General features: G+C 52.2%; 22 protein-coding genes. 15 read left to right on the top strand and 7 right to left on the bottom strand.

What is annotated here, in order from left to right:
• Positions 1 to 4: 4 nt before the first annotated feature.
• The 3 genes from M0R33_RS00540 to gcvP all read left to right on the top strand — a co-directional run bounded on the left by M0R33_RS00540 (position 5) and on the right by gcvP (position 6,615).
• Positions 5 to 2,542 (top strand): EAL domain-containing protein, encoded by a 2,538-nt coding sequence (locus M0R33_RS00540; protein WP_292563463.1) that lies wholly within the window; start codon positions 5 to 7, stop codon positions 2,540 to 2,542.
• A gap of 78 nt (positions 2,543 to 2,620) precedes the next feature.
• Entirely contained in the window at positions 2,621 to 3,709 is a 1,089-nt protein-coding gene (gene gcvT / locus M0R33_RS00535; RefSeq protein ID WP_292563460.1) for a glycine cleavage system aminomethyltransferase GcvT, read from the top strand.
• 5 nt (positions 3,710 to 3,714) lie between these two features.
• Positions 3,715 to 6,615 (top strand): aminomethyl-transferring glycine dehydrogenase, encoded by a 2,901-nt coding sequence (gcvP, locus tag M0R33_RS00530; RefSeq protein ID WP_292563456.1) that lies wholly within the window; start codon positions 3,715 to 3,717, stop codon positions 6,613 to 6,615.
• A gap of 193 nt (positions 6,616 to 6,808) precedes the next feature.
• On the opposite strand, the gene M0R33_RS00525 is transcribed toward gcvP, so the two are convergent.
• Entirely contained in the window at positions 6,809 to 6,952 is a 144-nt protein-coding gene (locus tag M0R33_RS00525) for a hypothetical protein (RefSeq protein ID WP_292563454.1), read from the bottom strand.
• 207 nt (positions 6,953 to 7,159) lie between these two features.
• On the opposite strand from M0R33_RS00525, the gene M0R33_RS00520 reads away from it, so the two are divergent.
• Together M0R33_RS00520 and M0R33_RS00515 are read left to right on the top strand one after the other, a co-directional pair.
• Entirely contained in the window at positions 7,160 to 7,768 is a 609-nt protein-coding gene (locus tag M0R33_RS00520) for a hypothetical protein (RefSeq protein WP_292563451.1), read from the top strand.
• Between the two features lie 481 nt (positions 7,769 to 8,249).
• Positions 8,250 to 8,471, top strand: coding sequence for a hypothetical protein (locus M0R33_RS00515; protein WP_292563449.1), 222 nt, complete (start codon positions 8,250 to 8,252; stop codon positions 8,469 to 8,471).
• Positions 8,472 to 8,602: 131 nt separating this feature from the next.
• On the opposite strand, the gene M0R33_RS00510 is transcribed toward M0R33_RS00515, so the two are convergent.
• The gene (locus tag M0R33_RS00510; protein ID WP_292563447.1) at positions 8,603 to 10,276 is read right to left on the bottom strand and encodes a formate--tetrahydrofolate ligase; all 1,674 of its coding nucleotides are present in this window, start codon (positions 10,274 to 10,276) and stop codon (positions 8,603 to 8,605) included.
• Between the two features lie 100 nt (positions 10,277 to 10,376).
• Entirely contained in the window at positions 10,377 to 11,075 is a 699-nt protein-coding gene (locus M0R33_RS00505) for a glutathione S-transferase (protein WP_292563443.1), read from the bottom strand.
• Positions 11,076 to 11,135: 60 nt separating this feature from the next.
• Here M0R33_RS00505 and M0R33_RS00500 point away from each other — a divergent pair, with 60 nt between their 5' ends.
• From M0R33_RS00500 to M0R33_RS00485, 4 genes are all read left to right on the top strand, one after another.
• Positions 11,136 to 11,714 (top strand): nucleotidyltransferase family protein, encoded by a 579-nt coding sequence (locus M0R33_RS00500; RefSeq protein ID WP_292563440.1) that lies wholly within the window; start codon positions 11,136 to 11,138, stop codon positions 11,712 to 11,714.
• 9 nt (positions 11,715 to 11,723) lie between these two features.
• Positions 11,724 to 12,542, top strand: a complete 819-nt coding sequence (locus M0R33_RS00495; RefSeq protein ID WP_292563437.1) for an XdhC family protein — start codon at positions 11,724 to 11,726, stop codon at positions 12,540 to 12,542.
• 104 nt (positions 12,543 to 12,646) lie between these two features.
• The gene (locus M0R33_RS00490; protein ID WP_292563434.1) at positions 12,647 to 13,114 is read left to right on the top strand and encodes a (2Fe-2S)-binding protein; all 468 of its coding nucleotides are present in this window, start codon (positions 12,647 to 12,649) and stop codon (positions 13,112 to 13,114) included.
• On the top strand, positions 13,111 to 15,444 hold the full coding sequence (locus M0R33_RS00485) for a xanthine dehydrogenase family protein molybdopterin-binding subunit (protein ID WP_292563431.1): 2,334 nt from the start codon (positions 13,111 to 13,113) through the stop codon (positions 15,442 to 15,444). The genes M0R33_RS00490 and M0R33_RS00485 overlap by 4 nt, the downstream gene beginning before the upstream one ends.
• A gap of 280 nt (positions 15,445 to 15,724) precedes the next feature.
• Here M0R33_RS00485 and glyA read toward each other — a convergent pair whose 3' ends face one another.
• Genes glyA through M0R33_RS00470 form a run of 3 tightly spaced genes read right to left on the bottom strand, consistent with a single transcriptional unit; the run spans position 15,725 to position 19,247 of the window.
• Complete coding sequence (gene glyA, locus M0R33_RS00480) at positions 15,725 to 16,984, bottom strand: serine hydroxymethyltransferase (RefSeq protein WP_292563428.1); 1,260 nt, start codon at positions 16,982 to 16,984, stop codon at positions 15,725 to 15,727.
• A gap of 19 nt (positions 16,985 to 17,003) precedes the next feature.
• The gene (locus M0R33_RS00475; RefSeq protein ID WP_292563425.1) at positions 17,004 to 18,371 is read right to left on the bottom strand and encodes a DUF4147 domain-containing protein; all 1,368 of its coding nucleotides are present in this window, start codon (positions 18,369 to 18,371) and stop codon (positions 17,004 to 17,006) included.
• 18 nt (positions 18,372 to 18,389) lie between these two features.
• Entirely contained in the window at positions 18,390 to 19,247 is an 858-nt protein-coding gene (locus M0R33_RS00470; protein ID WP_292563423.1) for an NADP-dependent methylenetetrahydromethanopterin/methylenetetrahydrofolate dehydrogenase, read from the bottom strand.
• Positions 19,248 to 19,438: 191 nt separating this feature from the next.
• On the opposite strand from M0R33_RS00470, the gene M0R33_RS00465 reads away from it, so the two are divergent.
• Positions 19,439 to 20,416 carry a malate dehydrogenase gene (locus M0R33_RS00465; protein ID WP_292563420.1) on the top strand — a complete coding sequence of 326 codons (978 nt, stop codon included), beginning with the start codon at positions 19,439 to 19,441 and terminating at the stop codon, positions 20,414 to 20,416.
• 73 nt (positions 20,417 to 20,489) lie between these two features.
• Here M0R33_RS00465 and M0R33_RS00460 read toward each other — a convergent pair whose 3' ends face one another.
• Positions 20,490 to 21,353, bottom strand: coding sequence for an FAD:protein FMN transferase (locus M0R33_RS00460; RefSeq protein WP_292563877.1), 864 nt, complete (start codon positions 21,351 to 21,353; stop codon positions 20,490 to 20,492).
• 501 nt (positions 21,354 to 21,854) lie between these two features.
• Between M0R33_RS00460 and M0R33_RS00455 the strand changes: the two genes are divergently transcribed.
• The 5 genes from M0R33_RS00455 to M0R33_RS00435 all read left to right on the top strand — a co-directional run bounded on the left by M0R33_RS00455 (position 21,855) and on the right by M0R33_RS00435 (position 25,196).
• Positions 21,855 to 22,568 (top strand): VPLPA-CTERM sorting domain-containing protein, encoded by a 714-nt coding sequence (locus M0R33_RS00455; RefSeq protein ID WP_292563417.1) that lies wholly within the window; start codon positions 21,855 to 21,857, stop codon positions 22,566 to 22,568.
• A gap of 46 nt (positions 22,569 to 22,614) precedes the next feature.
• Positions 22,615 to 23,376, top strand: coding sequence for a HEAT repeat domain-containing protein (locus M0R33_RS00450; RefSeq protein ID WP_292563414.1), 762 nt, complete (start codon positions 22,615 to 22,617; stop codon positions 23,374 to 23,376).
• Positions 23,377 to 23,493: 117 nt separating this feature from the next.
• Positions 23,494 to 23,946: a hypothetical protein gene (locus M0R33_RS00445; RefSeq protein WP_292563411.1), complete on the top strand. Its 453-nt coding sequence runs from the start codon at positions 23,494 to 23,496 to the stop codon at positions 23,944 to 23,946.
• 525 nt (positions 23,947 to 24,471) lie between these two features.
• Positions 24,472 to 24,975: a TlpA disulfide reductase family protein gene (locus M0R33_RS00440; protein ID WP_292563408.1), complete on the top strand. Its 504-nt coding sequence runs from the start codon at positions 24,472 to 24,474 to the stop codon at positions 24,973 to 24,975.
• Positions 24,976 to 24,977: 2 nt separating this feature from the next.
• Complete coding sequence (locus M0R33_RS00435) at positions 24,978 to 25,196, top strand: DUF4266 domain-containing protein (RefSeq protein WP_292563406.1); 219 nt, start codon at positions 24,978 to 24,980, stop codon at positions 25,194 to 25,196.
• Positions 25,197 to 25,200: the final 4 nt, after the last annotated feature.

Genomic DNA, 25,200 nt, shown 5'->3' with positions numbered 1-25,200 from the left:
TCTTATGCCCGATAGCCATTTGAATAATCCGTTAGGATTGACATCGGTACTGCGGCTGCTGGTTATATTACTGCTCGTTCAAATAGCGAGCGTGTTTTCGCCGCCGCTTTATGCGCTACAGGGTTTGGCAAATTACGTACCGCTACATACCGCTCTCGAAGTATTGGCTATTGTGATTTCGGCCTTGGTATTTTTTACCGGGTGGGTCGTCTATCAGAAAGAAGATTCCGCTAATTTGATGCTGCTGGCCTGCTGTTTTTTAGGCGTGGCCATGCTTGATTTGATGCACACCTTATCCTATGCGGGAATGCCGGATTTGATCACCATGAACAGTCCCGAAAAAGCCATCAATTTCTGGTTGATGGCCAGGGGATTCGCTGCCGTTGCAATGTCGAGCGTGGCGTTTTTGCCTAACCGGTCATTAACTCATGCCTGGAATCGTTGGTTGATTCTTGGGGTGATTTTGCTGATGGTCGGTTTATTCGGCTGGATTGTGTTGTGGCATCAGGCATGGATGCCTCGCACCTTTATTGCCGGACTGGGGCTAACGGAATTCAAAAAGAACTGCGAATACGTATTAGCGTTAGTGTATTTACTGCTGGCATTTCGTTTTTATCGGAAAGCCGATACACAGCATGTGTACGATGTTGCCGGCTTGTTCGGGGCCGCGGCAATCATGGCCATGAGCGAAGTATTTTTTACTTTGTATGCCGATGTCGCCGATGTATTCAATTTTTTAGGACACATTTATAAAATCGTTGCATACGGTTTAGTTTATAAAGCGGTGTTTATGAACAGCGTCGCGTTGCCCTATCAGCGCGTGTATCAGAGTAATCAGGCCTTAAAAGCCAGTGAAGCTAAATTTCATGCCATTATCAACGAATCGCCAGTCGGCTATCTTCTTTATGATGAACAGCGACGCATCCGGTATTTGAATAGAGCCTTTATAGCTACATTCGGATACACCGAAGCCGACTTAATTTACCTTCAAGATTGGTGGGAAAGTGCCTTTCCTGACCACGAGTACCGGCAGCGTTGCATCGATTATTGGCAACGCCATATCGAGCAGGCCTTTTCCAGCAAGGACTCTTTATTGCCCATGGAGCTTGATGTGATTTGCAAGGATGGCGGTAAACGGACTATTTTGATGAATGTCGCGCTTTTGGGCGATAAATTGGTCGGCCATCAGGTAATGATTTTGCAGGACATTACCGACCAGGTTGAAACCATGCAGGTAATTTGGAAACAAGCCCACCTCGATCCCTTAACCGAGCTGCCCAATCGCACCCTGTTTTTAGATACGCTGGCACAGGAAATGGCCAAAGCACGTAAAAACGATCAACGTATGGCATTGATGTTTATCGACCTTGATCGGTTTAAGGATGTCAACGACACCTTGGGTCACTTTATGGGCGATATTTTATTGCGGGAAGCCGGCCGGCGTTTACGGGGGGTGGTGAGTGAACGTTTTACCTTGTCCCGGTTGGGAGGAGATGAATTTACCGTTATCGTGGGGGCGATGGATAACAATGATTGCATCGAACCGCTGGCGCAAAGCATTCTAGCCTGTCTGTCCAATCCGTTTAATCTGGCCAATGACACGGTATATCTTTCGGCCAGCATCGGCATTGCGATTTATCCCGACGATGCCAAAAAAAGCGAAGAATTATTGAAAAACGCCGATCAGGCCATGTACGTGGCAAAAAAAATGGGGCGCGATTGTTTCAGTTTTTTTACCAAAGACATGCAGCACCGCGCGCAAAATCGCATGCGGTTGCTGAATGAACTGCACGGTGCACTCGATAAACAACAGTTGACGGTTTATTACCAGCCTATTGTTGATCTGGTTTCGCAAAAAATCTGCAAAGCTGAGGCATTGTTACGTTGGGATCATCCCGCATTGGGTTCGGTGAGTCCCTCGCAGTTTATTCCTTTGGCGGAGGAAACCGGGATGATCGTTGAGATCGGTGACTGGGTATTTCGCACTGCCGCCCGGCAAGTCGACGTTTGGCGCAAGCAATTCGACCCCTTGTTTCAAATCAGTGTCAATAAATCACCTGTGCAATTCAGTAAGACGAATTATGATCGGAAACACTGGTTACAGTATTTACAGCAGCTTGGTTTACCCGGGCAAAGTATTGTGGTGGAAATAACCGAAGGTTTACTGCTGGACGCCACTCATCAGGTCAGTGAGCACCTGCAAACGTTTCAGGATGGCGGCATACAAGTGGCGTTGGATGACTTTGGGACCGGTTATTCTTCGTTGGCTTACCTGAAAAAATTCCATATCGATTATCTGAAAATCGATCAATCGTTTGTCAGTCACTTGCAAGCCGAATCAAGCGATATGGCGCTATGTGAAGCGATCATTATTATGGCGCATAAGTTAGGCATCAAAGTGATAGCCGAGGGCATTGAAACTGGCGAACAGTACGAGTTGTTAGTCAGAGCCGGCTGCGATTATGGTCAAGGATTTTTGTTTTCCAGGCCGGTTGCTTCTGTTGAGTTTTCTGGTTTGCTAAATCGGCAAAATGGATTGTAATCCGGCGATCAGTTGGATGCAGCTTCTTTGTTATAGAATAATCCATGTGTTGCTACGCGCCATATGAAGGAGGAAAGTGTGTCGGATTTGAATCAAACGCCGCTGTATAGCTTGCACCGGGAGCTCGGCGCCAAAATGACCGCCTTTGCCGGTTATACCATGCCGGTGCAATATAGCAACGGCATCATACGTGAACATTTGCATTGTCGCAGTCGGGCCGGTTTATTCGATATTTCCCACATGGGCCAATGCCGGATTTTGGGTGACAAGGCCGCGGACGCCTTGGAAAACCTCACGCCCGGCGGTATTGTGGATCTGGCCATGGGAGCGCAAAAGTATACGGTCTTGACCCATCCGGCAGGCGGGGTAATAGATGACATCATGGTGGCCCGTATCGATCGGGGCCTGAGCCTGATAGTGAATGCCGGCTGTAAAGACAAGGATTATGCTTATCTCAACCAGCAACTACCCAAAGACTGCATCTTGCAGACTTGTCCTGAATTGGCTCTATTAGCCTTGCAAGGCCCTGATGCCGCAGTTGTAATGGGTCGGTTTTGCGCCGAAGCAGTCGCTTTAGGATTTATGCAAACATGCCGGGCCCGTATCAATGGCATTGAATGTTGGGTGAGCCGCAGCGGTTATACGGGCGAAGACGGGTTTGAAATTTCCGTCCATCAATCACATGCCGAGGCTATTGCCCGGCTGCTGTTGGCCGAACCGGGTGTAGCGCCTATCGGTTTAGGCGCTCGGGATACCTTGCGTCTGGAAGCGGGGTTGTGTCTATACGGGCATGAATTAAGTGAAACTATTTCGCCCTTGCAAGCAGGTTTGAAATGGCTGTTTAAAAAAAGCCATGCGGACTTTCCCGGCGCGGAATATATCCTCAATGAATTAGCAAATGGCTTGCAACGGTTGCGGGTTGGTTTGCGGGTAGAGGCTAAAATTCCAGTTAGAGAAGGCTGTGTAATTACGGACGATCAAGATCATCCGGTGGGAATCGTCACCAGCGGCAGTTTTTCACCATCGTTACAAAGACCCGTAGCAATGGCCTTAATCCAAACCGACCGTGCCGCTATTGGTACTCATTTATTCGCGGCAGTGCGAGGAAAACCAATAGCCGTCACTGTCAGCCGTTTACCCTTTGTTCCCCACCGCTATCACCGGTAATTGCCATGTCATCTAAAGCCCCCCGTCTTGAACAACTGGAAATGCGCGGCAGTTTTATTCCGCGCCACATCGGCCCCGATCAACAGCAAATTGAAACTATGTTGGCCGCATTGGGTTTAACCGAGCTCGATGATTTGGTGGAAAAAATTATTCCGGCCAATATCTTGAATCATGAACCGCTGAAACTGACCGAAACCATCAGCGAGCGGGCCGTGATCAAGTACCTGCGTAACATGCGCGAACGCAATAAAGTCTTGGTGTCGATGATAGGCATGGGCTATTACGACACCATTATGCCGGCGGTGATTAAACGCAATGTGCTGGAAAATCCGGGTTGGTATACGGCATACACGCCGTATCAGGCCGAAGTCAGTCAAGGCAGGTTGGAAGCCCTGTTGAATTTCCAGCAGATGATCATCGATTTGACCGGCATGGAGTTGGCCAATGCCTCCTTGTTGGATGAAGCGACCGCGGTTGCGGAAGCCATGACGTTATCACGCCGGGTCGCCAAAGGCACGTCCAATACTGTGCTGATCGATAGGGACTGCCATCCGCAAACCATTGCCGTCGTGCAAACCCGGGCGGGCTCGTTGGGTTACACGGTGCAAGTGGTCGATCCATATGCCGATTTGGATCGGTACGATTTTTTCGCCTTGATTCTGCAATATCCGGGCACTAGCGGTGAAATTCGCGATCTCGGTAGCGCCGTTGCCGCCGCGCATCGTAAACAGGCGTTGGTAACGGTGGCCGCGGATTTGTTGAGTCTGGTGCTATTGAAGTCGCCGGCAAGCTTTGGTGCTGATATCGTGGTGGGTAGTGCGCAACGCTTCGGTGTGCCTATGGGCTACGGTGGACCGCATGCGGCGTTTTTTGCTACCCGAGACGAATTCAAGCGCTCCATGCCGGGCCGTATCATCGGCGTATCCAAAGACAGCCACGGCCAAATCGCCTTGCGGATGGCCTTGCAAACCCGCGAACAACATATTCGCCGCGACAAAGCCACTAGCAATATCTGTACTTCACAAGTATTGCTGGCGGTGATTGCCGGCTTTTATGCGGTGTACCACGGTGCCGACGGCTTGCGCATGATCGCCGGGCGGGTGCATCGTTATGCGCAAATTTTGGCGGCCGGTATCACTCAATACGGCCACCAGGTCGTCAGTCAATGTTATTTCGATACCTTGTTGGTCGGAACCCCAAATCGTGCCAAACGTATCGCGGCGCGAGCGGTAGAGGCGGGTATCAACTTACGAGTTATCGACGCCGACCACATCGGCATTTCGCTAGACGAAACCACCACCCGTAACGATATCCGGGCAGTATGGCAGGTGTTTTCAGCACCCGGTTATGAAATGCCGGATATCAACGCGCTGGATAAAGTGGTTGCCGAATGTATCCCGGACGACTGGCTGCGCGACGATGAAATTCTGCAAAACCCGGTGTTTAGTCGATATCATTCCGAAACCGAGATAATGCGTTACATGCGCAAACTGGCTCGGCGCGATATTGCGCTGGACAGGTCCATGATTCCATTGGGTTCCTGTACCATGAAACTGAATGCGGCCACCGAGATGCAGGCCATTTCGTTTTACGAATTCAATGCCATGCACCCCTTTGTGCCCTTATACCAAGCTCAGGGTTACCAGCAGTTGTTTGCCGAGCTGGAAGACATGTTGTGCGACTTAACCGGTTTCGATGCCTTTTCGCTGCAACCCAATGCCGGTTCGCAAGGCGAATACACCGGATTGCTGGTGATTCGGAAATATCATCAAGTCAATGGACAGAGCCAGCGGGATGTCTGTTTAATTCCTGCCTCGGCACATGGTACCAATCCGGCCAGCGCGGTATTGGCGGGCTTGAAAGTGGTGGTGGTGGCTTGCGATGCCAACGGCAATGTCAGTGTCGATGACTTGCGCGCCAAAGTCAGCTTATATCGGGAAACGCTAGCGGCCTTAATGATTACCTATCCATCCACGCATGGCGTGTATGAACAAGCATTCCGGGAGATTTGCGATATCGTCCATCAACACGGTGGCCAGGTCTATCTGGACGGAGCTAACTTTAACGCTTTGGTCGGGCTGAGCAGGCCGGGCCGCATTGGTGCCGACGTCGCGCACCTGAATCTACATAAAACTTTTTGCATTCCGCATGGTGGTGGTGGACCCGGCGTCGGCCCGATTGGGGTACGCTCGCATCTGGCGCCTTATCTGCCTGATCATCCGGTAGTGGAAGGCGTCAATCCAGCTAAGAGCGTACACGGTACGGTAGGTACCGTCTCAGCCGCGCCGTGGGGTTCGGCCAGCATATTGACCATTTCCTGGGCCTATATCGCCATGATGGGCGCGGCGGGATTGAAGCGAGCCACACTGGCCGCCATCCTAAATGCCAATTACGTCGCCCGGAAGCTGGCGCCGCATTATCCAATTCTCTACACGGATGCCAACGGCTGGATAGCTCACGAATGCATCATCGACTGCCATGATTTTAAGAAAACTGCCAATATCACCGTGGAAGATATCGCCAAGCGCTTGGTCGATTACGGTTTTCATGCACCGACCGTATCGTTCCCAGTACCGGATACGTTGATGATAGAGCCGACCGAAAGCGAAAATAAAACCGAAATTGACCGTTTTTGTGGCGCCATGATCCAGATACGCCAGGAAATTAGCGAGATTGAAAACGCTTTGTCCGAACGGGAAAACAATGTGCTGCGCAATGCTCCACATACCCATCGTTTATTACTGGATGAATGGTTGCTGCCTTATTCCAAGCAAAAAGCCTTTTTTCCCGACAATGAACAGCATGACGACAAATATTGGCCGCCCGTGGGTCGCATCGATAATGTCTTTGGTGACAGACATGTGATGTGCAGTTGTCCGCTGGATTGGGGCGAGACACATCCATGAATGCTTGTCGCTTTTGATATGACGCTGTAAAGCTTATAGCTGGCGAGGGCGATTAAACGACTATTGGAAGATGAGCTGTGATTTTCAGGCAATGGGCGGCAAGATCCGGCTTTTTGCAGGCCGAAATTAGGTCAAGCAGGCGGATACTATGTCAGGGTAGATTTCGCTATTCAATACCACCCGTCTCCATGAATTAGCTTTTTTGGTTTTTAATGCTGCTGGTGTAGGTGGTAATGGCAAATAACGCCGATGAAATAATAAATTCGCCGTTCACAACGCCGTATATGCCCGCGGCAAATAACAAGCCTGTTAATAAGTGTTTAGATAGACTGTTCATTTGTACAATACTCGCGAAATGAAGAGGTTTACAATATAGACTTGTTTTATTGCGGTAACAATGCCCGGTAAATGACATTGTTTGTTAAGTATAAGGAAACAAAAAGCGTCAAACCTATGGTTTGGATGCCATAACCAGTAAAAGACTGTCAGGGTTCTCAACCAAGAGTTCTGGTTGTATAAAAATTTAATCGAGAGAGGGAAGAGTATGGATGTATTGTTTGATTTAGTGATAGGGCTCGGGGTTATCGGCGGCGGGTATTTTTGGGTAAAAACAAAATTGTTAAATCCGGACATTCCCCAGGATATTGAAATATTTCCCAGTCGTGGTGTGCCATTGGTCAAAAGAAGCCACGACCAGCAAGCAACTGCGGAAACCGGCTCCGCGAAAATCGCTGTAGTTGAACAGGTTGATTCCGCGCCGGAGGCAAGCGAGGCGGTTCTGGCGCTTTCGGAGTCGACAGTGGCATCTGTCGGGGTTGAGTCAGTCTCATCCTTACGAGCCAGTACTAATCAAGCTCCTGAAGATTCCGTGCTTAAACGCCACTATTTGGCGCAACGAGTTGCCGAGCGGCAAGCTATTACCCATCCTTATCCGACCGATTCGGTATTGCGCCGGCACGTTGAAAGCGCCTTAGTCGCTACGTTCGCGCCAACTAAGCGGGTCAAGAAAACGACAGAGGTCGAACCGGTTGAAGCGACTGCCTCAGATGCCGCGATTTTAGCGTCACCGAAAATTGAACTTCCGCAAGACTCTGTTCTAAAACGCCATTATCAGCAATTACTTGAGAGCAAGTTGGCGGAAAATTTGGCTTGACCGGTTTTCGTCAATTTTGGAATAACACGGCCATCTATTTCAACAAGCGTTAACCGGTTTATTGTTAATGTCTAAAATTGCAAATTATGCATAAACCTATGGCAGGCTATACGTTCGGATAGGAGCCGTGCTTCACCGCTAACATTTAAATCGGCTTTGTGTGCCGGTTTATCGTTCGGCGTTTACCTTTAGGTAGTTGTCAAGGCAGTTTTTGACACGGCTTTGCTATGTCCGGAAACGACGGTTTTGCATGATTGGAGGGTGGCCGGACTACAATGTGATGCCGTAATCTGAATTACGATGAAGACTATGAATCGGCATCCGTTGGGTGAAAGGTTTCAAACTACCGATATAATTAGTCAAAATGTGACGGCCATCAGCTAGCGTACTTAATAAAATGGCGAGTATTGAATTCCAAATCACAGAAAACTTTTTCTAAAAGTAGACAATGCTGCTTAGTCTAATTACAAGGAGAAAAATCATGTTAGAAGATCAAGCAGTCAGTCAAAGAATCAATTTCTTTGAACAAATACATCATGAGTTTTTATATTTGAAAGGATATGGCGCATACGCCTACCTGACGCCGCACGATGTCGACCTGTTATATGAAACATATAAGGCGCAACATACCACAGTGGCCGCATCGATAAACCCTCAAATTTCAGAAGTCAGTTTTATTCGCTCGTTTATTAAGTCGCTATGATGCACTCTTGCGGGCAATTTTTATTGCAGCGGAATTTTTTTCCGGGCTCGGTAAGATCAATATATGCCGAAAATAAAAAAAGCCGAAGCATTTGCTTCGGCTTTTAGATGCGTTTACCGGTCTTTTAAATACTAAAACAAACCGCTTATCACGCCCTCATCGCTAATGTCGATGCGTTCCGCGGCCGGAATTTTCGGCAGGCCCGGCATGGTCATCATATCGCCGGCAATGGCGACGATAAAGCCGGCACCATTAGCCAGTCGCACTTCGCTGATTTCCACATTGTGTCCCGACGGTGCGCCTTTAGCGTTGGGGTTGGTCGTAAACGACATTTGGGTCTTGGCCATGCAGATCGGGAAGTTGCCGTAGTTTGACTGTAAGGCTTTGATTTCAGACATAACCTTGGGGCTGGCGCTAACACTGCCGGCACCGTACAGTTTGGTGGCGATGGCTTCGATTTTATTCCACAGCGGCAATTCCGCGTCGTAGACAAAGCTAAACGCTGGCTCGCGCCGGTCGACGATATTTAATACCTCGCGGGCCAAATCCTCGGCACCGGCACCGCCGTGGGCCCAGTGTTTTGCGACCACGCATTTAGCGCCCAGCGCTTCGCATTTTTGTTTCAATAAATTAATTTCGGCGTCGGTATCGAAACTGAAATGGTTGATGCCGACCACGCAAGGCAGACCAAAGTGGTTCTGGATATTACTCAAATGCCGTTCTAGATTAGCAAATCCATTTTCCACTGCCGCCAGGTTTTCCTGATTCAAGTCGTCCTTGGCTACGCCGCCATGGAATTTCACTGCCCGTACCGTGGCAACCAAAACTACCGCCGATGGTTTCAGACCGGACATACGGCACTTGATATCGATGAATTTTTCCGCGCCCAAATCCGCACCGAAACCGGCTTCCGTAACAGCATAATCGGCCAACTTCAGCGCCGTCTTGGTGGCGGTGACGGTATTGCAACCGTGGGCGATATTGGCGAACGGGCCGCCGTGAATGATGGCGAGATTGTTCTCCAGGGTCTGCACCAGGTTTGGTTTAATGGCGTCTTTCAAAATTGCCGCCATGGCGCCGTGGGCTTTTAAATCGCGGGCGTAAACCGGCGTGACTTTATCGGACTTGTAGCCGATTACGATGCGGCCCAAGCGTTCCTTTAAATCCGCGCGGCTGGTGGCCAGACACAGAATCGCCATTACTTCCGACGCCACCACGATGTCGAAACCGTCTTCTCGCAAATAACCGTTGGCCGGACCGCCCATGCCGACGGTGATTTTCCGCAAGGCCCGGTCGTTCATATCGATCACGCGTTTCCACTGGATGCGGCGGGGATCGATGTCCAGCTTGTTACCATGGGTGATGTGATTATCGATCAAAGCCGATAATAAATTGTGAGCAACGCCAATCGCGTGAAAGTCGCCGGTGAAATGCAGATTGATGTCTTCCATCGGTACCACTTGCGCATAACCGCCGCCGGCTGCTCCGCCTTTGACGCCGAAGCAAGGGCCCAAGGACGGTTCTCGCAGGCAAATGATGGTTTTTTTGCCTATCCGGTTAAGGGCATCGCCTAAGCCTACCGTGGTGGTGGTTTTACCTTCGCCGGCAGGGGTGGGGCTGATAGCGGTGACCAAAATCAGCTTACCGTCGGTTTTGTCCTTCAGACTGTTGACATACTCCAGAGAAATCTTGGCTTTGTAATGGCCGTAAGGATCAAGCTGCTCCGCAGGTATGCCGAATGTTTCCCCGGCCAAATCGATAATGGGCCGCATCTTGGCCTGTTGAGCAATTTCAATGTCTGACATGCACGTCTCCAACGAGAATTAGTGAAAAGGAATAAGTGGTTGCTGCCTAGCGGCCTTGGCTGGTAGGGGCCAAACGACGCGGGCTGGGGAATAATGGGTGCTATTTTAACGGTTTAGGTGGTGAATTGCTGCGATTTGACTCAGCGCGGCCAAACAGCTGCTGTGGAGAATCGGCGGTCCAGGGTTGATAATGTTGCATGCTGCCGGCAAACAGTGTCGAATCGAGAAAAACCCGTAGCCAATGCCGCAGGGCATGGTATTCAGAGTGAGCAAACCAGTCTTGCTCGACAGCAGCGAATTGGCGGATAAAAGGCGCAATCGCCGCATCCGCAATACTGAAACCAGGGCCGCACAAGTAAGTGCTTTGTTGTAGCCGTTGTTCCAGGTCGCCTAAAAAGCATTCTCCCTGTTGCCGGTAATATTCCATTGACTGATCCGGATAACGGTCGGCATATTTGTAACGGTCCAGATAATATTTGAATTCGCCGTCATTGCGTTGGATAAGGGTTTGGCAACCGGCGGACTCCCAGCAGGACGCCCAATCGTCCGGGTCGTTAATCTGAATCGCCCATTGGATGATGTCCAGGCTTTCGTCGACGACTTGACCGGATGGCAAAACTAATACCGGTACGGTGCCTTTCGAAGATGCGGTCAACAGGGCGCCTGGCTTGTTACGTAATTGTACTTCCCTCAATTCCACCGGGGTATTGGCATAGGTTATGGCCAAACGGGCCCGCATGGCATAAGGGCAGCGGCGGAAGCTGTAAAGAATGGGAAGTTGTCTTTCAAAGCTGGTCATCGGGTTGAAAATAGCAAAGTGGATTTTGAATTATAAAGCGCGTAACGTAATCTATAAAACATGAGCAACATTACCGGCATACTGTTGGCCGCCGGTTCCAGTCGGCGGTTCGGAAAAGATAAATTGACGCAAACTTTGCCAAATGGCGATCTGGTGGCGGCACGCGCTTGCCGTAATTTGGCGGCTGGCGTGGATAAAGTGCTGGCCGTAGTGCGTCCCGAAAATGAAGCGCTGATGGCTTGCTTGCAAGCAGAAGGCGCGGAGGTGCATATTTTTGCCGACGCCCGGCAAGGCATGGGCAGTAGTCTGGCCTTTGCGATACAAGCCAGCCCGGCAAGCGGCGGCTGGCTAATCGCTTTGGCGGACATGCCCTGGGTAATGCCCGCGACTATTTGCCAAGTGGCGGATTGTTTACGGGGCGGTGCAGCTATTGTTGTGCCATGTTATCAAGGTCGGCGCGGACATCCTGTGGGATTTTCGGAGCGATTTGCCGACCAATTGGCCGCGCTGAGCGGCGATAGCGGCGCCAAAGCGTTGATTCAGACGCACCCGGAACTGCTGCATATCATCGATGGCGACGATGCCGGTGTGCTTAGAGACATAGACCAACCAGCCGATTTACTTAACCTTACCTTTTAGAAGACCGTGGTGACTTTGAATATCTTGGAGCTGCAACTGGAGTTGCAGCAGACCCGCCAGCCATACGTATTGGCGACGGTCGTGGAAATACTCGGGTCGTCTTCCGCCAAACCGGCGGCCAAGGCGCTGATCGATCAGTCCGGGCAGGTGGTTACCGGTTGGATCGGCGGCGGCTGTGCGCAATCCATGGTGTCGCAAACAGCCTTGAAATGCCTGAAAAGCGGAGAGCCCAGTGTGATTGATATCGATTTGACCGATGAAATTTTCGGGGCCGGCATGCCGTGCGGTGGCAGCATGCGGGTTTATGTCGAACCTTTTTTACCCAAGCCGCAGCTATGGTTGATGGGGCATGGCCGCATCGTGGAAAATTTATGCGAATTCGCGCAGCGCTTGGGATTTGCGGTAATTGTGAATGATCCGCAAGCCGAGACGGCGCATTTTCCCGCCGCCAGCGTTGTGATTGTTAACGACAGTCGTTATCAACAACTACAACCGCAGGCCGGCGATTATGTGGTGATCGCCACGCATCATAAAGGCGATTATGACGCCTTGACGCAAGCGTTGAATTCCCAGGCCGGCTATATCGCCATGGTTTCCAGCCACAAACGCGCGCAATTGGTATTGAAGCGATTGCGGCAAGAGGGCTTTGACGAGAGCATGCTTGCCAGAGTGCGGGCGCCGGCTGGCCTTGACTTAGGTGCAAAACTGCCGGAGGAGATTGCCTTGTCCATCGTCTCGGAAATGATTTTGGTTCGGCGTGGCGGACATGGCGGTTGTTTGAGTGCAAACCAACCGGCAGCCGAGACTAGCATCCCTAGTTTGGCCTGAATGCTTTACGGCAAAATATGGCCCGTGTACCATTCAAATTAAAGCTACGCTAGAGCCGAAATATGGACGTCTGGCATACCCAATAACTGGAAGGAGCATATCCGATGATTACGCTGACGATTAACGGCATTCGCCATAGCATCGATTTACCGCCCGACACCCCATTGCTTTGGGCTCTGCGTGACGGCCTGGGTTTGACCGGTACCAAGTTCGGCTGCGGCATGGCATTGTGCGGAGCCTGTACCGTGCACATTGATGGTCAGGTCGCGCTGGCTTGCGTCACACCGCTTTCGGAGCTGGCCAATAAAAATATCCAGACCATTGAAGCCATGGCCGAGGATGCCACCGGGCAAAAAGTTCAGGAATCCTGGCTCAATCTGGACGTGCCGCAATGCGGCTACTGTCAACCCGGGCAGGTAATGGCGGCCACGGCACTACTGAAACACAATCCCCATCCCTCCGATACCGACATCGACAAGGCCATGAGCCGTAACATTTGCCGTTGCGGCACCTATCCGCGCATTCGCGCCGCGATCAAACAAGTGGCTGCCAGCATGGAGAATCCGTCATGAATCAACCTGTTGCGTTTTCCGATTTATCCGGCGAAGAAGCCGATAGCCTGAGTATCGTCAATATCAGCCGGCGTACTTTTTTAAAAGACATGGCGCTGAGCGGTTTTGTGCTGGCGGCGGGATTCCCAATATTGACGCTGGCGGAAGAAGAACCGAAAAAATACGGCGCCGACGCCATGCCGCACGGCTGGGTAGACAATCCGCTGGTGTTCGTGGCCATTGCCGAAGACGGCACGGTGACGATCGTCTGCCATCGTTCCGAAATGGGGCAGGGCGTACGCACCAGTTTACCGATGGTGGTGGCCGACGAGCTGGACGCTAACTGGCTGCATGTAAAAGTAGTGCAAGCACCCGGCGACGAAGCACGTTTCGGCAATCAGGACACCGACGGCTCGCGCAGCATGCGGCATTTCTTCATGCCCATGCGCCGGGTAGGTGCCGCAGCCCGGCAGATGCTCGAGACTGCGGCGGCTGCGCAATGGCAAGTACCGGTTACGGAAGTGCGCGCCGAATTGCACCGGGTTCTGCATCCTGCCAGCGGCAAATCGTTGAGCTATGGCGAGTTGGCCAAGGCGGCGGCTAAACTGCCGGTGCCGGCCAGAGACAGTTTGCGACTCAAAAAGTCCGAGAATTTTCGTTACGTCGGCAAGGGCCGGCAACGCATCGTTGACGGTCACGATATCGTCACCGGCCAAGCCCAATACGGTATCGACACCCGCCTGGCGGATATGCTGTATGCCGTGGTGGCCAGGCCAATGGTGTTGGGCGGTAAAGTGTCCAATTACGATGCCGGAGAAGCCTTGAAAGTGCCGGGCGTGGTCAAGGTGGTCGAGCTCAAAAGCAGTCCATTACCGGCGGATTTTAATCCGCTGGGCGGGGTGGCGGTGATTGCCCGTAATACCTGGGCGGCAATACAGGGCCGTAAGGCGCTGAAGATCGAATGGGAAAATGGTCCGCATGCCGGTTACGATTCGGTAGCATACAAAGCCGAAATGGAAGCAGCGGCGCGCCAGCCGGGTAAAGTGGTACGTAATGACGGCGATATCGATGCGGCATTCAAAACCGCCGCTAAAACATTGGCGGCCGAATATTACGCACCACATTTGGCTCAGGCGCCCATGGAACCGCCGGCGGCCACGGCGCGCATCGTCAAAGGCCATTGCGAAGTCTGGGCCTGCACCCAAGCGCCGCAAGTATCGCGCGAGCGGGTGGCGAAATGGCTGAAATTGCCGGAGGATAACGTCACCATCAACGTCACACTGTTGGGCGGCGGGTTTGGTCGCAAATCCAAACCGGATTACGTCATCGAAGCAGCCTTGTTGTCGCAAGCCATGCACGGCCAAGCCGTCAAAGTGACCTGGACTCGCGAAGACGATTTGCACCATTCCTACTTTCATACCGTATCCGTGGAACGCCTGGAAGCCGGCTTGGATAGCCAAGCTAAAACAGTCGCGTGGCTGCATAGAACGGTGGCGCCCAGCATTTCGGCCACCTTCGGTCCGGACAGCAAACACCAAATGCCTGTGGAGCTGGGCATGGGTGTGGTTAGCGTGCCGTACGCCATTCCCAATGTACGCATCGAAAACCCGGAAGCGGAAGCGCATACCCGTATCGGCTGGTTTCGCTCGGTGTCAAACATTCCGCACGCATTCGCCATCCAGTCTTTTGTAGCGGAACTGGCAGCCGCCGCCGGCCGCGACCATAAGGCGTTTCTACTCGAATTAATCGGCCCGGCCCGGCGCATCGATCCGCGGGCTTTGAGCGATAGCTGGAATCAAGGCGAATCGCCGGACATCTACCCTGTAGATACCGGGCGGTTGCGGCGGGTGATTGAAGCGGTAACCGGCAATGCCGGTTGGGGGCGGGAAATGCCCAAAGGCCACGGCCTTGGTTTGGCGGCGCATTACAGTTTCGTCACTTATGTTGCCGTGGTGGCGGAAGTCGCCGTCGACGAAGAAGGTAAACTCAGCATACCTCGTATCGATATCGCCGTGGATTGCGGCCCGCAAGTCAATCCGGAGCGGATACGTTCACAGTTAGAGGGCGCCTGTATCATGGGTGTCAGCTTGGCCGTGTTGGGCGAAATCAGCTTCAAGAATGGTGCCGTGCAACAGGATAATTTTCATAACTATCAATTGACCCGCATCGACGATGCGCCGCGCGAAATCAGGGTGCATCTATTGCCTAGCAGCGAATACGACATGCCGCTGGGTGGCGTCGGCGAGCCGGGCGTACCGCCGATCGCGCCGGCACTTTGCAACGCGATTTTCGCCGCTACCGGCCAGCGGATTCGGCAATTACCGATTCGGGATCAGTTGCTTAAGGATTGAGGTCCGAAAATATTCGCTTCGAATCTCCGTATTGAAGTGGTGGGGTGGGCACATGCTGTTTGTGCCCACCCGGATTTGGAGCCATTGAGCCAGAAAAACCCATTAAGCTGTCACCGTGCCGCGACAGAGGTTTGTGACAATCAACTACATGCGCAACCCAAACAATTATTGGACTAAGCTCGGGAAGGGTGCATTCGTGAAATGCGTAATGCGCCGAGAGTTATACGGCGCATTACGGTTAACATCTTTCCGCGCTATGTATGGCGCCTTGTCGCGTTAATTAAGCTTCCGAATACACTGGAAACCGCGAACACAATAATTTCACTTTATCGCGCACGGCGCTAATGACATTTTCGTCTTCGATATTGTCCATCACGTCGCACATCATGCCGGCGATTTCCCGCATTTGATCTTCCTTGAATCCGCGGGTGGTCGGGGCGGGGGTACCGACCCGGATGCCGCTGGTGACAAATGGCGATTGCGGGTCGTTGGGCACGGCGTTTTTATTGACGGTGATATTGGCGCGGCCTAAAGCGGCATCGGCGGCTTTACCGGTGATGCCTTTGGCGACTAGGGAAACCAGCATCAAATGGTTGTCGGTACCGCCGGATACCACGTCGAAACCGCGCTTCATGAACACTTCAGCCATGGCCCGGGCATTCTTGATTACTTGTTGCTGGTAGGTTTTAAATTCCGGGCTCATGGCTTCCTTAAACGCTACCGCTTTAGCGGCGATCACATGCATTAACGGTCCGCCCTGGATGCCTGGGAAAATGTTGGAATTGATTTTTTTCTCCAATTCCGGATTGCTTTTAGCCAAAATCAAACCGCCGCGTGGGCCGCGCAGGGATTTATGGGTGGTGCTGGTCACCACGTCGGCGATCGGCACCGGATTGGGATAGACGCCCGCTGCTACCAGGCCGGCGACGTGCGCCATGTCCACCACCAGATAAGCACCGACTTTATCGGCAATGTCGCGGAAACGCTGCCAGTCCCAGATGCGGGAATAGGCCGAGAAGCCGGCGATAATCATTTTGGGTTTGTGTTCCAGGGCCAGGGCTTCGACTTGTTCGTAATCGATTTCGCCGGTCTGCGAATTTAATCCGTATTGGATGGCGTTATAGAGTTTGCCGGAAAAGTTGGGTTTGGCGCCGTGGGTCAAATGGCCGCCGTCGGCCAGACTCAAGCCTAAAATGGTGTCGCCGGGCTGAATCAACGACATGAAGACCGCCATGTTGGCTTGCGAACCGGAATGTGCCTGCACATTGGCGTAATCGGCGCCGAACAATTCCTTGGCGCGGTCTATGGCCAGTTGCTCGACGATATCCACATATTCGCAGCCGCCGTAATAGCGTTTTTCCGGATAACCTTCCGCATATTTATTGGTCAACAAAGTGCCTTGCGCTTCCAAGACCCGCGGGCTGGCGTAGTTTTCGGACGCTATCAGTTCGATGTGCTCCTCCTGGCGGCGACGCTCTTGTTCGATTGCCTTGGCTAATTCGTTGTCAAAACCAGCTATGGTCATGGAAGGGTTAAACATAGTCTCTCCTGGTGAGGGTTTATTCGCTAAAAGGATACAGTAAAAGTATTTGCAGGTCGGCAACATTCGTGCCGGTGGCGCCGGTAAGGGCCAGCGCATCGGCGGCATTAAGCGCGGGGTAGGAGTCGTTGCGGTTCAATGCGGCTTGAGGATCGATGCCGGCGCGGCGGATGCGATGCAAGGTGTCGCTATCGACGATACCGCCGGCGGCATCGGTCGGCCCATCGCGGCCATCGGTGCCGGCGCTCAAAAATGTCCAGCGGCAGGGCAGGCCGTGTTGCTCCACCGCCAGGGCAAATGCCAGTGCCATTTCCTGGTTACGGCCGCCTTTACCGTTACCGGTCAAGGTTACCGTGGTTTCGCCGCCGGCTATCATTGCGGTGGCATCGGCAAGGCCTCGGCTTAGCAGGCTGTTAGCGTCTAAAACCCATTGTTCGGCTACCTCTCGGGCTTCGCCGCATAGGTTTTGACTGTAAATCAGGGTTTGATAGCCTTGTTGCCTAGACGCGTGCGCTGCGGCGGTAACGCTGATGGCGTTGCTGCCGACCAGCGTATGCGAGGTCGTATTTAACAGCGGATCGGCCGATTTGAGCGTTTCGGGTCTTAATCCCGCCGCGCCTTGTGTCAGATAGTCTTTAACCGAGGCCGGTACTTTATCCCAAACCTGTTTACTTTTAAAAACCGTTATAGCATCGGCGAATGAGCTATCGTCGGCTACGGTTGGGCCGCTGGCGATGCTGCTTAAGTCGTCGCCCAGCACGTCGGACAGAATCAGCGCATGTAAGTCGGCCGGTGCCGTCAAACGGGCCAAGCCGCCGCCCTTGAGGCGGGACAAATGTTTGCGCACGCAATTGATTTGATTAATGGTAGCACCGCAAGCCAGCAACAATTGAGTGGCGGCGATTTTATCGGCCAGGCTAACGCCATCAACCGGATAGGGCAGCAATGCCGAACCGCCGCCGGATATCAGCACCAAAACCAACTCTCCCGCCGGGATGGACTGGATTCTGCCGACGATGGTTTGCGCAGCATTCAGGCCGTTCCGGTCGGGTAAAGGATGGCCCGCCGCCAAGACTTCAAACCCCGTCACCGCCTCGAGGTTCTCGTATGTCGTCACTACAATGCCGGGTTCGGCTAATTTATGCTTGGGAATTACTTGGCGAGCGGCGCTTGCCATCGCGCAAGCTGCTTTACCAAAGCCGATAATATGAATTTTTTGCCAGTGAGCGTCGCGGAATTGGCAGGAATCGGGTGCTAAAGGTATCCTTAATTGGTCGTCATCGACCAGCAGGCATTGTCGAACCGCGGCATGCGGGTCCGCGGCGGCAACCCCAGCCTGAAAAAGCGCTAGACAGTGTTCATGCAAAATAGCCGCCTTGTGAGTCATTTGAGATTCGGTTTTGAGTTAAGCCATTTGCTTGGCGAGCTGGAAAATAATTTCAGCGTCCAATACCAGTTTATTATCGGTAAACAGCTGGGCGATACAAGCTCTGTGCAGCGCTAGTTTCAAGGAGCCGAAACCGATGGCGCCCCAGATAATTTTGCCGTGACGGCGTTCGCCTTTGTCCATGACGTTGGTGCCGCCGATGCCGACAGGGGGGATGGCGTTAGCGTCGGCCAATACTTCCAGATCAGGATTGTCTTGCCAGTGTTCCGGTTTAAGCAGTTCGACGCCCGCGGCACCGGTGGCTAAAACGATATTGGCATCTTGAATGGCCGCGGCCCTGGCATCCAAGTCCGCCGCCTCGACCGGGGTTAAATCCACGTTAAAACGTTCTTTCATGGCAAAACAGGCTTTTTCGGCATTAAAAATATGCCGGGAAGTAACGCTGACCTGGGCGCCTTCCAGTGCCATCATGGCGGCGGCACGTTGGCCGACAGGGCCGGTGCCGGCCAAAATCACGGCTTTTTTGCCGGCCAAGCTGCAACTGGTGGCGATTCTGGCTACCGCGGCCGCGGCAGTGGTATTGCTGCCGTTACTGTCCAGCATTACCGATACCTGAAAACCCGGAAAGAAATGCTTTTGTACGGCCGCCAGCAGATTCTGGCCGGCTTTCATATTGCTGCCGCCGATAAAAATAGCGGTATTTTTTTTGTCTTTGGGCGCACGGGTAAAAATACAGCCGTCGACTAAACCGCCGACGTTGTCCGGGGTTAAACCGCCATGGCCGATGACATGATCGGCACCGCCGTCGTAAGCTACCACTGTGTCAAAAACTGAAGGATGAGTGTCAGTGTCGAATTGAAATAGTAGTTTTTTCATTAACTTACCAGATGAATTAAGGCGTTCAATTTAAGGCGCGCCATTATACAGGCATATTAATTCAATCGCTTTATAATCCAATGCAGTTCGATTAAACCCGGAATGTGGTATTGTTCGCTTAACTTTAAAGAGTGTGCAATAGCGGCCGTTGTGTCGTTCACGAGAACACACTCCCAGACTCTAAGGAAGCTATGAAAACACCCGTCGATATTGCTGTAACAGGTGCCGCAGGCCAGATTAGTTATTCATTGTTATTTCGGTTGGCGGCAGGTGATTTATTAGGCTCTGATCAACCCATTATATTGCGGTTGCTGGAAATTACGCCCGCTTTGGAGGTGTTGAAAGGTGTAGTGATGGAATTGCACGATTGCGCATTCCCGCTATTGCATAAAGTCATTATCACCGACGAACCGAAGGTGGCGTTCGATAACGTCGATTATGCATTTCTGGTGGGCGCGAAACCTCGTAAACAAGGCATGCTCAGAAGCGATTTGCTATCCCAGAACGCGGAAATCTTTTTGGTGCAAGGCCAAGCGCTTAACGAAGTCGCCAATCGTAATGTCAAAGTTTTGGTTACCGGTAATCCGGCCAACACCAATGCTTATTTGGCGATTAACCATGCCCCGGATTTGGCTTCTGAATGTTTTGCCGCCATGACGATGCTGGATCACACCCGTGCGGTCGGTCAGTTGGCGCAAAAGTGCGGTGTGCCTACCCGGGAGATTCGAAATATGACGGTATGGGGCAATCATTCCTGCATGCAATATCCAGACTTGCACAACGCTTTGGTTAAAGGGCGCCCGGCATTGGATTTGGTTGAACGGGATTGGTTTGTCAACGAGTTTATGCCGACTTTGCAGCACCGCGGAGCGGAAGTAATTAAAGCCCGCGGCCAATCCAGCGCGGCCTCCGCCGCCAATGCCGCCATCATGCAGATGTCTACCTGGATACGCGGTACGGATGAGGGCGATTGGGTAAGCATGGCCGTGCCTTCGGATGGCAGTTATGGTATCGAATCCGGTTTGGTATTTTCTTTCCCCGTCACGATTGCGAACGGTCAATATCATATCGTCAAGGGGCTGGATATGAATGCATTCAGTCTGGAACGATTGCGCGAAAACGAGGCGGAATTAATCGAAGAAAAGCAGGCTGTGAAGCATTTGCTTTGAACCGCATTTGACCCGATGGAATGCAAACCTAGGTTGGTCCAGTGTGAAAATTGCCTTATTGCCCGTTGGGTTTTTATGTTAATGAGCCGCCTTGTCGGCCTTTAATATCCGTCCAAATATGCGGCAGCCCCAAATCTTTTAGCCAGGCCGGTCCCTGTTCTGCCTTGAGCATGGCAATAGTGGAGGCGCTGCCGGCAATCACACAGTGGTCGCTGACCACGGTGACCGAAGTCAAGTAGCCGACCGGCCAGCCGGTTTTCGGATTCAGTACGTGGCTGTAGCGTTTACCGTCCATGATAATGCAGCGTTCATAATCCCCACTGCTGGCCACCGCCCCTTGATGTAGCGCCAAGCTTGCCAATAAAGCATGTTTGTCGCGCGGGTGGGCGATGCCGATCCGCCAGGGTTGGCCGTCCATGCGCGGACCTACGATCTTTACGTCTCCGCCCAGGTTAATCAAACCCTGCCGGCAACCGGCCTGCTGGCACAGCGTGACCACCCGGTCGGCCGCGTACTCCTTAACGATGCCGCCAAAGTCCAGCTCCATGTTGGGTACTAAAAATGTCAATTCAGGCGGCGACCATTTGACTTTCTCCCAGCCCACCCGTTCCAATAGCGATGAGATCAAGCTTTGTGCCGGCAATTCGCCTTTGTCAAAACGCCAGGCTTTGCGTAACAGGCCGGAGCTAATGTCAAACAGGTCGCCGCTTTGTTGATAACAGGCGTCGGCGTAATTAAGCAAACCGGCGGTTTCGTCGTCAACTATAATGCTTCCGCCTAGGTCGGCAACCCGATTGATTTCCGATAACAGGCTATCGTCGCGGTAACGGGAATATTTCATTTCCAGGCGCTGAATATCCTGAATGGCAATATCGGCGACTTTTTGGGCGGCACTACTGTTCCGCGCAAATAGCTGCAAGTCGCACGGGGTGCCCATGGCTTTGAAATTGAATTGAAAATGTTGAAGGATTTTAGTGTTCAAAGACAATAAACGCAGTGCGAAAAAATAGATACAATTCGGAAAAACAGGTCCGTAAGGGCTTTTTAAAGGCTAAGTTAATTTAATGCGCATATCAAGCTGCGTTGTTGCGGAAGGTTTGATAGCGCATAAAAGCCGTGAAAGAAATAGTGGTATTAATGCGATGGGGCATATTTAGTGCGCAACAGGCGATATTGAGCCCTGCATTTAGTTAGTTAATTAATCTATGTTATATAACTTATTCTAACTATGTTATATGCCGATAAATTAATTTTTCGATGGCTAATTAGAGTATTAACAAGTAGATATATAAGCCCGATCCCCTCCGGTAGCCAAGCTATATAGAAATAGCAGAGGGAAGATAAGGGGCTAAATTAAAGTTGGCTTGGTTGTTGCTTGGTTCAAAGCGTCAACTTTAGACAGGGTTAGTTTTAGTTTTTTTTATTTTATGGAGATTGTATGAAAATTAAACAATTTGCGGCAATAGCTTTGTTGGGTATGTCAATCGGTTCCGCGCAAGCGGCGCAGCTGGAATTTGACGACACGTTTTTCGGCGACTTCGATATGCAGGAATTTCGTTTTGATGTGTTAAGCAATAGCTCGGTGAGCATGTGGACCGATACTTTGACGGATGGTTTGAATAACAAACTTACCTTGTTCAAACTAAACGAGGTCAGCGGGGAGTACGAATGGAATACGGCTTATTTTATAGCAGATGCATTTGAAAGCGGTTTTAACCCGGTATTGGGCTACAACCCCACCGGCGTCAACGATTTCGGCGTCGCACTTAAAAACGGCTTTGTGCTTAATGATCCAACCCAAGTTGGCATTTCGGATGCTGGCGGCACTTTAAACCTCACTCAAGGCAGTTATTTGTTGGTGAATTCGTTCGATAGTTATTGGGCTAAAGCGGAATTCGATTTCGTGGATGGCGAAACCTATTCCGCCGGCTATGTGGATACCACGGATCCGGTAAACGGCTTTGGATTCGGCGATACCTGGAGCAGTTATCCGTACGGCGATAACAGCCAACCGCACGCCTATAAATTGTTTATCAGCGGTGATGTCGCTATGCCGGCTGCTGTTCCTGTGCCGGGTGCTATTTGGTTATTTGGCTCAGCTATAGCCGGTTTGGTTACGGTGTCGCGCCGCAAACAACGCATTGCTGCGTGACGGCAAATTTGTCGGCTATCCGGAATTTGAGCTAAATATTAGCTTTATGCGTTTCGCTGGTTCAATGGTGTTGTTGGTTGGAATCGTCTTTCAGGTGGTGCATGCGGAAGACAAACCAAGCATTATGGTGCGGCTGGACCGGGAAGCACGGGTTTGGCAATTGCAGGCTAAAAGTGTATCTCTGCCGGCGATTTTGGGCGAGTTGCAGCGCGTCAGCGGCATGGCCATCCATTACAGCGTGTTGCCGCCGGCCTCGGTGACGGCAACCTGCGCCGCTGAAAAGCTGCCGGCTTTGCTGAAGTGTCTGTTGGGGGAATCCTCCGGTTTGGTGTTCGGCCAGGCCGATGCAGCCGAACCCAAGGAAGTCTGGATCTTGGGCAGTACGGCGGCCGGACAGGCCTCCGATTGTCCAGCCGTGGCGGCCGCCGTGCCGCAAACGCCGTCAACCCGGCAGGATAATGCGGAGCTATATGCGGGCGTGCAAAGCGCCGACCCGCGCCGCCGTGCCGAAGCCTTGTATGCATTGGCCGCCAATGACGACAAGGAAGCCGAAGCCATGTTGCGTGATGCTATGAGCGATGCTTCCGCTCTGGTGCGCGGGCAGGCTATCGGCGGCTGGGTGCGGAGGCATGGCGCCGAAGCCGCCGAAGGCGAATTGCAGCAGGCAATGTCCGATGTAGATGCTGCCGTGCGCATGCAGGCGATTGAGTTGACGGACAGCCCGGATTTGCTCAGTCAGGGTTTACACGATAGCGACGCCATGGTCAGGCAGCTGGCGAAGGCCAAGCTGGACGAACTTGTGCATTGAGATATGCAAACCGGGGTTTTATATTTTACGGGGTCGGTTGTTCGGTTTTTAACTCGATTGGCGGGTAGGGACTGGAAATGCCGGCCGTTGATCACATTCAATTAAACGAGAAAAGACATGAATTTAAAGCATTTATTAAAAACAGCGCTGGCACTGGCCGTGGCGGGATTTGTTTTGCCGGTTTCCGCGCATACGCTGAGCAATAAAACTCTGCGGGTCGGGTTCGGCGCGCAGGCAACCGACGTTTGGCAAGTGACGTGCAGTAACGATGCGGTGCTGGGCAACAGCCACAATCTTGCCGCGCAAATTTTGGATAAAAGTCCCGGCACGAATTTACTGTCGTTGATTATCGTCAAAGGCACGGCGGCGGCCACGACTGTCGATTCCAAAGGCGGTGATACGACCCCCAGTCCTTTCGTCGAGGTCGCCGGCGGCAACGGCGTTTACACCATGCTGGTCAACCATACCCAGTCAGGCAATAAAGTCTATAACATCGAATTCCACTGCGAGAATGCCGGTGGCGACCACACCCCAACCACTACGCCTACGTTGCCGGTACAAGATAACTAAGCTTGTCCGGCGCTTTGTTGAGGTCGGGCGGTTTGTTCGTTGTGACAGTCATGGCGGCAGCAACGCTTCGTCGCGACAAAAAATAGGTTAGGTTAACGGCGTGTAAGCCGGCATTGAAAAGCGGTATCTTCTAATGGTTCCCGCGCTCTGCTGGTAACCCAGTGACGGATGCTACAGCGTCCAGAACTGCGGAGCGGTTAAGGCTGCATTCCTACGCGGAGCGTCGGAACGATAATTGAAAGGCGATATTTGTCGGGTTACGCATTGTTAACCCTGCCCACAGTCGAGATCGGCAGGCTTGCCTAGCATGATAAGCTCACCCGTCGTTGTAACGATTACAGCCAATTATATGCCGTGTTGTGTTTCCGATAAAAATCGATCCCCGTATAATGGCAGCCGTCAGCGGGAAGAACGATAGCGTCGCCATGATAGTCGTCGCTCTTGTCCAGGCCTAATAGCCTTGTGCGTCCTTCCAAGATAAGTGGGGGGGTAAGTCATTAAAAACACTAAAATTTTGCCATGCCCATGAGTTTGTTCAAACTGCGTTTCGCAATATTGCTTATCGTACTAGGCTTGACGGATACCGCTGCCGTCGACGTCGGCCAAGCCGCGCCGGCCTGCGCCATAGCTTCGTCCGATAATAATGAAAAAGCGGATTTCCAGGCCGCGCGCGGGCAGGTGGTTTATGTGGATTTTTGGGCGTCGTGGTGCGGGCCCTGCGCAAAATCCTTTCCTTTCATGAACCGCCTGCATGCGGGTTTGGCCGATAAAGGCCTGCAAATTGTCGCGGTTAACGTGGACGAAAATCTGGCCGACGCCGAAAGCTTTTTAAACAAGCAGCCGGCGGGGTTTAAAGTGGCATGGGATAGCGAAAGCGAGTGCGCTAAACTTTTCAACGTCCAGGCCATGCCGTCAACCTATTTGATCGACCGCAAAGGCGTGGTGCGTTACGTGCATTTGGGTTTCCGCGAAAGCGAAGCGGTTGAACTGGAAGAACAAGTCAAACAATTACTCAACGAAAGTCCATGATTATGTTCAAACGAGCCGTAAGCGTCGTCTCGATGGCGCTGGCGATGCAATTACTCGGCGGCTGCGCGGTGGCGCCGTGGGAGCGGGGTACCTTGGCCAAGCCGCAAATGGCCTTGGAGTCGAATCCCTTGCAGACCGAGTTGCGCGGCCATGCGTATGGCGCGCGGGAAGCGGCGACAGGCAGCAGTTCCGGCAGCGGGGGCGGTTGTGGTTGTTATTAACAGG

It is taken from the genome of Methylomonas sp. (assembly GCF_023228165.1).
Lineage (GTDB): Bacteria > Pseudomonadota > Gammaproteobacteria > Methylococcales > Methylomonadaceae > Methylomonas.
Note: the sequence above shows the minus strand (reverse complement) of the source record. Positions and strands in the feature narration are given on the sequence as shown.